The sequence below is a fragment of the Amycolatopsis rhizosphaerae genome (genome assembly GCF_007713715.1).
GTDB classification, from domain to species: Bacteria; Actinomycetota; Actinomycetes; order Mycobacteriales; family Pseudonocardiaceae; genus Amycolatopsis_E; species Amycolatopsis_E rhizosphaerae.
In genome coordinates this window covers 1-8690 of record NZ_VJWX01000303.1, presented here as the reverse complement: position 1 = coordinate 8690, position 8690 = coordinate 1, and the positions used below count along the sequence as shown (strand labels likewise).

8 protein-coding genes are annotated in these 8690 nt (G+C 70.0%); 4 read left to right on the top strand and 4 right to left on the bottom strand.

Going from position 1 to position 8690, the window contains the following annotated elements; genetic code table 11:
• The 4 genes from FNH05_RS25120 to FNH05_RS25105 form a co-directional block, all read right to left on the bottom strand.
• On the bottom strand, window positions 1-692 hold a 692-nt coding region (locus tag FNH05_RS25120), incomplete at its 3' end, for an ROK family transcriptional regulator (protein WP_144591178.1).
• 46 nt (window positions 693-738) lie between these two features.
• Window positions 739-2181, bottom strand: a complete 1443-nt coding sequence (locus tag FNH05_RS25115) for a sugar ABC transporter permease (protein ID WP_144591177.1) — start codon at window positions 2179-2181, stop codon at window positions 739-741.
• A 13-nt stretch (window positions 2182-2194) separates the two neighbouring features.
• Window positions 2195-2968, bottom strand: coding sequence for an ATP-binding cassette domain-containing protein (locus FNH05_RS25110; RefSeq protein WP_144591176.1), 774 nt, complete (start codon window positions 2966-2968; stop codon window positions 2195-2197).
• Window positions 2969-3054: 86 nt separating this feature from the next.
• Window positions 3055-4173, bottom strand: a complete 1119-nt coding sequence (locus tag FNH05_RS25105; RefSeq protein WP_144591175.1) for a sugar ABC transporter substrate-binding protein — start codon at window positions 4171-4173, stop codon at window positions 3055-3057.
• A gap of 224 nt (window positions 4174-4397) precedes the next feature.
• On the opposite strand from FNH05_RS25105, the gene FNH05_RS25100 reads away from it, so the two are divergent.
• From FNH05_RS25100 to FNH05_RS25085, 4 genes are all read left to right on the top strand, one after another.
• Window positions 4398-6197 (top strand): gamma-glutamyltransferase family protein, encoded by a 1800-nt coding sequence (locus tag FNH05_RS25100; protein ID WP_144591174.1) that lies wholly within the window; start codon window positions 4398-4400, stop codon window positions 6195-6197.
• A gap of 391 nt (window positions 6198-6588) precedes the next feature.
• Window positions 6589-7737, top strand: a complete 1149-nt coding sequence (locus FNH05_RS25095; protein ID WP_144591173.1) for a globin domain-containing protein — start codon at window positions 6589-6591, stop codon at window positions 7735-7737.
• Window positions 7738-7749: 12 nt separating this feature from the next.
• Complete coding sequence (locus tag FNH05_RS25090; protein ID WP_144591172.1) at window positions 7750-8400, top strand: DivIVA domain-containing protein; 651 nt, start codon at window positions 7750-7752, stop codon at window positions 8398-8400.
• Window positions 8384-8690, top strand: a 307-nt coding sequence (locus FNH05_RS25085) for a group I truncated hemoglobin (RefSeq protein WP_144591171.1), incomplete at its 3' end; no start/stop codon positions are given. The genes FNH05_RS25090 and FNH05_RS25085, both read left to right, overlap by 17 nt.

Below are 8690 nucleotides of genomic sequence, written 5' to 3'. Positions count from 1 at the left end.
CCGTTGGAGATCACCCCGCCGCCGACGCCCACGTCCGCACTGATGTAGACCACGTCCTCGGCGTTGCGGGCGGCGCCGCGCAGATGCTCGGCGAGCGCGCCGAGCTCCGCGTCGTTGCCCACATGAACAGGCAGTTTCAGCGAGTGGGACAGCCAGCCGCCGAACGGGACGTCGGTCCAGTGCAGGTTCGGCGCCTCGTGCACGAACCCGTCGGTGTGGCGCACCACGCCGGGCACCGACAGCCCGATCGCGACCGGAGCGACGTGCTGCTCGGCGACCAGCGGGGCGAAGTAGTCCACGATCCGGGTGAACACCTCGACCGGTTCCCGGTTGCCCGCCCGCAGGCGCCAGCTGTCCCGGCCGAGGATCTGGCCGCCGATGCCGACCAGCGCCATCGCCGCCCGGTCCACCCGGATGTCGATGGCCAGCACCACTGCCGCCTGCGGCTGCGGCAGCACCAGCAGCGACGGGCGGCCCGCCCCGCTGCGCTGGACGGGCACCCGTTCTTCGACCACGCCGTCCTCGGCAAGGCCGTCCACCAGTGCCTTGATCGTGCTGCGGTTCAACCCGAGCGTGGTGGCCAGGCTGGCCCGGGTGGAGGGCCCGTCGACGTGCAACCGGCGCAGCAGGGCGGCGCGGTTGTGGCGACGAACGTCGTCCGGGCGAGCCCCGGCGGTCGGTGTGCTCGTCACCTCGGTTTCCCTGCTCCTGCTCTGCTCACCGGGCCACGGGCCGACGTCAGCGCGTTACGGCGGCGCGCTTGCGGGACAGTGCGTCCACAGTAGCCGCCACCAGCAGAACGAGCCCGGTGATGATGTTCACTGTAGCCGCCTTGTACCCGAGCAGGCCCAGACCATTCTGGACGGTCGTGAGCACCAGGCCGCCGATGACCGCGTCCCGCATCCGGCCGCGCCCGCCGAACAGCGAGGTACCGCCGATCACCGCCGCGCCCACCGCGAACAGCAGGGTGTTGCCGTTGCCCGCGTTGCCGTCCACCGAACCGACCTTGGAGCTGTAGACGATCGCGCCGATGGCGGCCACCGCCGAGCAGATGACGAACACGCTCATCCGGATCTTGTCCACCTTGACGCCCGCGCGCCGCGCCGCTTCCCGGTTGCCGCCGACCGCGTACACGTGCCGCCCGTACCGCGTGCGGTCGAGCACGAAGGTGCCCACCACCAGCAGCACCAGGATGATCGGCACCACGTAGGGCACGCCCTGGATGGTGGTGCGGTCCGGATTGGGCGACCGGTTGAGCGTGAGCAGGTAGGTGGCCACCGCGCCGAGCACCACCACGGCGCCCGCCTTGATCGAGATCAGCGTGGTGGGCTGGGCGACAAGGCCGTTGCGCAGCCGCGAGAAATGGCGGAACAGCACCACGACCGCGTAACCGCCGCCTGCCACCACGAACAGGATCCAGCTGCCCACCACGTCCAGGTTGCCGTTGGCCACGTCGAAGAGCACCTGGCTGTCGCGGATGGGGATGGTGCCGCCCTCCCCGACCAGCGCCAGCACCACGCCGTACCAGGCGATGAACAGCGCCAGCGTCACCACGAACGACGGGATGCCGATCTTGGACACCAGCGCGCCGGTGATCCCGCCGATCACGGCGCCGACGCAGACCGCCAGCAGCATTTCGACCCAGGCGTTGGGCGCCACGCCCAGCAGGAAGATCAGCATCGCGACCAGGGACAGCGCCATGCCGATCCAGATCCGCATCAGCCCGCACAGCAGCGCCGAGACCGCCGCCGCGATCACGAAGCCGAAGAACATCGTGTCGCCCATGGCGCCCAGCAGGTTGCCGTGCTGGGTGAAGTGCAGCGCCAGCACCGAGGCCGCCACACCGGAGGCGGTCCCCGCCGACAGGTCGATCTCGCCGAGCAGCAGGACCGGGACGATGCCCATCGCGATGATGGTCTGGCCGCCGCCCTGTGCGAACAGGTTGGCGATGTTGTTCAGCGTCAGGAAGGTATCGGACAGGCCGGTGAAGACCAGCACGAGCACCAGCAGGCCGAGCAGCGCGGGCACCGCGCCGAGTTCACCGCCGCGCAGACGGCGGAAGTAGTCGCCGATCGCCTCGGCTGTGCTGCGAGAAGTGGTGTCGATGCCGAAGTCCGCGATCGCGCCTTCGGCCGCCGAGGGCTCGCCGGGCTTTCCGGCCCTGGTCGGTGTTTCAGTCATGTCTCTTCCTCGCCTACACGGCCGCGACTTCGGGCCGGGCCAGGCCGAGATCGCCCGACCGGCCGGCGGTGATCAGCTCGACCACCTGGTTGTTGGTGACGTCCTTGGTCGCGACATCCGCGGCCAGCCTGCCGAGGTAGAGGACCGCGATGCGGTCGGCCACCTCGAACACGTCGTTCATGTTGTGGCTGATCAGCACCACGCCCAGGCCCTGCTCGGCCAGGCGGCGCACCAGATCGAGCACCTGGCGGGTCTGTGCCACGCCCAGTGCGGCGGTGGGCTCGTCGAGCAGCACCACCTTGCTGTTCCACAGCACGGCCTTCGCGATCGCGACGGTCTGCCGCTGCCCGCCGGACAGCGCCGAAACGGGGGTGCGCACGGACTTGACGGTGCGCACCGACAGCGAGGCCAGTGTCTTGCGGGCGGCCAGTTCCATGGACGCCTCGTCGAGCAGGCCCGCCCTGGTGCGCTCCCGGCCCAGGAACATGTTCTGCACGATGTCCAGGTTGTCGGCGAGCGCGAGGTCCTGGTAGACGACCTCGATGCCCAGGGCCGCCGCCTCGCGGGGGTTGTGGATGTGCACCGGGTTGCCCTCGAAGAGCACCTCGCCGCTGTCCACCCCGTGGATGCCGGCGATGCACTTGACCAGCGTCGACTTCCCGGCGCCGTTGTCGCCGACGAGCGCGGTCACCTCACCCGACCGCACCGACAGGTCCACGTCGTGCAGTACGTGGACGGGTCCGAAACTCTTGTTCACACCGCGCAGCGCGAGGATCGGCTCGTTCACCGCGGGAACCTCCACATCGTCGGGGGCACTGCGCGGGATGCCGTCCGGCGCTGGACCGGGGCGGCATCCCGTGCGGTGCGGGGGTCTTACGAAATGCCGAGCTGGGCGCAGACCGCGGCGGCGTCGCCGGTGCAGATTTCACTGGCCTTGACGTAGCCCTGGTCGACCACGATCTTGACGTTCTGCTTGGTGACCGACTGCGGCGTGAGCAGCACGGACTTCACCGTACGGTTGCCCTTGGGGTCGTTCGCGGTCGCCTTGGCGATGCCGTCGGCGGTCGCGGTGTCGTTCTTGATCAGCGCGGCGGCCAGCTGCGCGGCGGCGTCGGCCTCCTGCTGGATCGGCTTGAACACCGTCGAGTACTGGGCGCCCTGCAGGATGGCCTTGAGGCCCGCGGCGCTGGCGTCCTGCCCGGTCACCGGGACCTTGCCCGCCAGGCCGTTCTTCTGCAGCACGGTGATGATGGCACCGGCGAGGCCGTCGTTGGCCGCGAGCACGCCGTCCACCTTGCCGCCGTTGGCCGACAGCAGCTGTTCGAAGGTGTTGCCGCCCTTCTGGTTGTCCCAGCCGTCGATGGCCTGGCTGGCGACCTTCTTCAGCGCGCCGGAGGTGTAGAGCGGTCCGACGATGTTCTCCTGCCCGTTGTGGAACAGGGTGGCGTTGTTGTCGGTCGGCGAGCCTTCGATCTCGATCACCTGGGCGCCGGGCTTGCTCGCCAGTGCGTCCTTGAGCGCGGTGCCCTGGAGTTCGCCGACCCGGGTGTTGTCGAAGCTGACGTAGTAGTCGGCGCTGCCGCCGAGGTTGAGCCGGTCGTAGTCGATGACGGGCACGCCCTGCTGCTTGGCCTTGCGCTCCACGGTGGCGCCCACGTCGCCGTCGGGGGCGGCGATGATGAGGGCCTTCACGCCCTGGCTGAGCATGTTGTCCGCGTACTGCGAGAACTTCTGGTTGTCGCCCTGTGCGTTCTCGATGATCGGGTTGAGGCCCGCCTTGGTCAGCGCGGCCTGCAGCATCGGCTGGTCGAAACCCGCCCAGCGGGCGGAGGTCGCGGTCTCCGGCAGGATCACGCCGACCTTCGGCCCGGAGCCGCTGCCTCCGGCGTTCGTGCTGCCGGAGCCGTTCGAGCTGTTCGCCCCGCACGCGGTCAAGGCCAGCGTGACGCCGGCGCCCGCCGCGAGCAGGGCAAGGGTCTTACTCCGCTTCATTGCGTCCCCTTGTGAGCAGGTCTGGAGGAAATGTTGTCGGCCACAACATTCGAATGTTGTGGCCGACAACATACGTCCCCGACGGGGGTACACGGAAGAGGACTTGATCGATCAAGAGCACGGCGGAGTTCACGTTCCGGTAACAACGACCACCCCGGCGCGGTGGCCTCGCACGCACGGACTCACCTTGGACTCGGGCCGCCCTCCCCGGCGATACTCACAGCGTGTTCACCACCCGTCCCACGCTGCAGGGCACCTTCGGCATGGTGTCGTCCACCCACTGGCTCGCCTCCGCCACGGCGATGTCCGTCCTCGAAGACGGCGGCAACGCCTTCGACGCGGCGGTCGCCGCCGCGTTCGTGCTGCACGTGGTCGAACCCCACCTCAACGGCCCCGCCGGGGAGGTGCCGATCATCCTCGCCCCGGCGGGCGGCACCCCGACGGTCCTGTGCGGACAGGGACCGGCCCCGGCAGGCGCCACCGTGGCGCACTACGCCTCGCTCGGACTGGACCTGGTGCCCGGCACCGGGCCGCTCGCCGCGGCGGTCCCCGGCGCGTTCGACGCCTGGATGCTCCTGCTCCGGGACCACGGAACCCGGCGGCCGGCCGACGTCCTGCGCTACGCGATCGAGTACGCCGAGCACGGCCACCCCGCCGTGGAACGGATCGGCACGACCGTGGAGGCGGTGCGCGAACTGTTCGAGACCGAATGGACCAGTTCGGCGGAGATCTACCTGCCGCACGGCCGGTCCCCGGCACCGGGAGCGTTGCTGAAGAACCCGGTGCTCGCCGCGACCTGGCGGCGGCTGATCGCCGAAGCCGAGAGCGCGGGCCCGGACCGGGAGGCGCAGATCGAGGCGGCCCGTCGTGTCTGGCGCGAGGGATTCATCGCGGAAGCGCTCGCCAAGGCCGCCGCACGGTCCACAGTGGATACGACGGGTGAGCGGCACGCGGGCACCCTCACCGCCGGCGACCTCGCCTCGTTTTCCGCGAGCTACGAGGAACCCGCCACCTTCACCTGGCGGGGCTGGACCATCGCCAAACCCGGGCTGTGGAGCCAGGGGCCGGTGTTCCTGCAGCAACTCGCCCTGCTGCCGGAAGACCTCGGCCCCGCCGACTACGCCACCCCGGACTACCACCACACCCTCATCGAGGGCACGAAACTCGCGATGGCCGACCGGGAGGCCTGGTACGGCGACAGCACCGACGTCCCGCTGGAAGCACTGCTGTCGCCCGGTTACAACGCGGAGCGGCGGGCCCTCATCGGCGAGCGAGCCTCCCGTGAACTGCGCCCGGGCCGCCCCGGAGGGCGGACTCCGAGGCTGAGCAAGCAGGCCGAACTCGTCGTTTCAGGCGTCTCGCCGACCTCTCCCGTGGGCGCCGGTGCCGGAGAGCCCACGGTCGCGCGAGACGGGTCGACCCGCGGGGACACCTGCCACCTCGACGTGGTGGACCGGTGGGGCAACCTGATCGCCGCCACCCCCAGCGGCGGCTGGCTCCAGTCGAACCCGGTGGTGCCCGGACTCGGCTTCCCGCTCGGCACCCGCCTGCAGATGTGCTGGCTCGACGAGGGACTGCCCAACTCGCTCGCCCCCGGCAAGCGGCCCCGCACCACGCTCACCCCGTCGCTGGCGCTGCGGGACGGACAGCCGGTGCTGGCCTTCGGCACGCCCGGCGGAGACCAGCAGGACCAGTGGAACGCCCATTTCTTCCTCGCCGTCGCCCTGCGCGAACCGGTCCGCGGCGGACTGGACCTGCAGGGCGCCATCGACGCCCCGAACTGGCACACGGACAGCTTCCCGGGGTCGTTCTACCCGCGCGCCATGGACCCCGGCGCGGTCACGGTGGAATCGCGGATCGGGGAGGACGTGATCGCCGGGCTCCGGCGCCGGGGGCACCGGGTCACCGTGGGCGGCCCGTGGTCGGAAGGGCGGTTGTGCGCCGTGGCCCGGGACCCGGAAACGGGCATCCTCTCCGCCGCCGCCAACCCCCGCGGGATGCAGGGCTACGCCGCGGGCCGCTGACCCGGCGCCCTCCGGTCGGTCGCGCGTTGGCCCCAGTGCCGGGGCGAGCCCCATCGATAGCAGGGGCCGCGGACGATTTCGTGTTCGTTTTATTCTTTTCAGGTGAACTACTCTCCGACATTTCACCTTGCACGGACAGTGAGCGATGACGTGCGGCCGGCCCGGGAAAGCGCCGCCGAGTGCGCCCGCGCGCCCCCTTGAACACACATCACGAACGAATTAAGCTGCCGCAAGCGGGGCACTTCACTAGGCCGAATGGTCTATCGGCTTCGTTCGATTGCCACTGGGCTATTGTTCGGCCCGTCATTTTCCGCCCGGCCAGAGAGGAAGCGTCATCATGGGGATACCGCGCGGTCCGGGATCCCGCTCACCGCGGGGAGTGCGCTGAGCGGTGGACACGGCAAGACTGAAGGAGAGCTGGGAAAGCGTGACCCGGTTCGGTGGCCAGGTCCCACTCTTCTTCTATTCGACTTTGTTTCTGACCTACCCCGCGGTTCGTGAAATGTTTCCGGCCGGGATGTCCGCCCAGCGGGACAAACTGGTCGGCGCACTCGGCCGGATCGTCGCGCATGTGGACGATTTGGACCAGGCGATGCCCTTTCTCCGGCAGCTGGGCCGCGACCACCGGAAATTCGCCGTCACCGCGGAGCATTACCCGGCGGTGGGCCAGGCCCTGCTGACCACCCTGGCGCATTTCCTCGGCGAGGAATGGACGCCCGAACTCGCGGCCGACTGGACCGCCGCCTACACCCTGGTCGCCGAGGTGATGACCACCGCGGCGCGGGACAGCACGCAGAGCACTCCGCCATGGTGGAACGCCGAGGTCATCCGGCACGAGCGGCGCACGGCCGAGATCGCCGTGCTCACCGTGCGGACCGATCACCCGCTGCACTACGCGCCCGGCCAGAGCGTGTCGGTGGAAACCCATCTGCGGCCGAGGATCTGGCGGTACTACTCCCCCGCCAACGTCCCGCGCAACGACGGCGTCATCGAGTTCCACGTCCGGATGGTCGACGGCGGTGCGGTCAGCGCGGCACTGGTCCAGGCGATCCAGCCCGGCGACGTGCTCCGGCTCGGCGCCCCGGTGGGCGCCCGCCTGACCCTGGACCACAAGCAGGACATCGTGCTCATCGCGGGCGGCACCGGCCTCGCGCCGCTGAAGGCGCTGCTCGGCCAGGTGGCCGAGGAAGGGTTCCACCGCACGGCGCACCTGTTCGTCGGTGCCCGCCGTGCGCACGAGTTGTACGACATGCCCTCCCTGCAGGCCTTCGCGCAGGCGGTCCCGCGGGTCCGCGTGATCCCGGCCGTGTCGCACGATCCCCGCTTCACCGGGCCCCGCGGTCTCGCCGGTCAGGTCGCGCTGGGCCACGGGCCGTGGCACGGGCACGAGATCTACGTCTGCGGCTCCCCCGAGATGGTGGCGGACACCCGCGACATGGTGCTGGCGGCCGGCATCGACGCCGAACGCATCCATTGTGAGGAGTTCTCCGGATACCAGGGCCCGACGGAGAACGTGCAGAGCGTTCTGAAGAGGGGATAAGGACTTTCCAGCATGACACTGCAGGCCAACGATCAGCGGCAACCCGGATTCCGGCGGGGCCTCACGCCGGAACAGGTCCGCAGCATCACCTTCAGCAAGTCACCGCTCGGCCGGCGCGGTGTCGACCCGAACGAGGTCGAGCTGTTCCAGCGCCGGATCGCGGAGGAGATCGCGGCCGGGGAAGCGGAGAACGCCCGCCTGCGCGCCGAGATCGACCGCCTCCGCGACTGGTACCGCAGCCGCGGCGAGAACATCGACTCCGCACCCCAGAAGCCCCAGGCCGACATGATGGCCGTGCAGATGCTGTCCGAAGCGCAACTCCAGGCGGAGGCCTACATCGCGCAGGCCGAAGCCCACTGCCGTCAGCTCACCGGGGACGCCCGGCGCCAGGCGGACGCCCTGCTCGAAGAAGCCCAGCAGCGCGCCGAAGCCGCGGCGACCGAAGCCGTCCGGCAGTACCGCGCCGATTCCGGCGCCAACCACGCCGCGGGCGTCGAGGAGATGGAACGCCGGATGGCGTGGCTGCGTGCCTTCTGCCACGCCGTGCAGGTCCAGCTCCACGCCGCCTCGGACGCGTTCGCGCAGGAGGTCGACAAGCTCGCCCGCCTGCCCGAACACCTCTCCCCACCCCCGCAGAAAGGTGATTATGACCAGCATCTATGAGCAGATCGGCGGACAGGAAGCGCTGATCTCGGTCGTCGACGACTTCTATGTCCGCGTGCTGGCCGACGAAGAACTGGCCCCGTACTTCACGGGTTCGAACATGAGCAGGCTCAAGGGAAGACAGGTCGAGTTCTTCGCCGCCGCGCTCGGCGGCCCCGACCTCTACGACGGTCTGAGCATGCAGGAAGCGCACCGCGGCCGCGGCATCGACCAGAAGGCGTTCGACCGGGTGGCGCAGCTGCTGGCCGAATCGCTCGCCGACGCGGGCGTTCCCGGCGAGACCGTGGACC

Bases quoted from the DNA above. Each gene is read 5' to 3' on its own strand.
- FNH05_RS25115 (WP_144591177.1), bottom strand. From the start codon at position 2,181: ATGACTGAAACACCGACCAGGGCCGGAAAGCCCGGCGAGCCCTCGGCG.
- FNH05_RS25105 (WP_144591175.1), bottom strand. From the start codon at position 4,173: ATGAAGCGGAGTAAGACCCTTGCCCTGCTCGCGGCGGGCGCCGGCGTC.
- FNH05_RS25090 (WP_144591172.1), top strand. From the start codon at position 7,750: ATGACACTGCAGGCCAACGATCAGCGGCAACCCGGATTCCGGCGGGGC.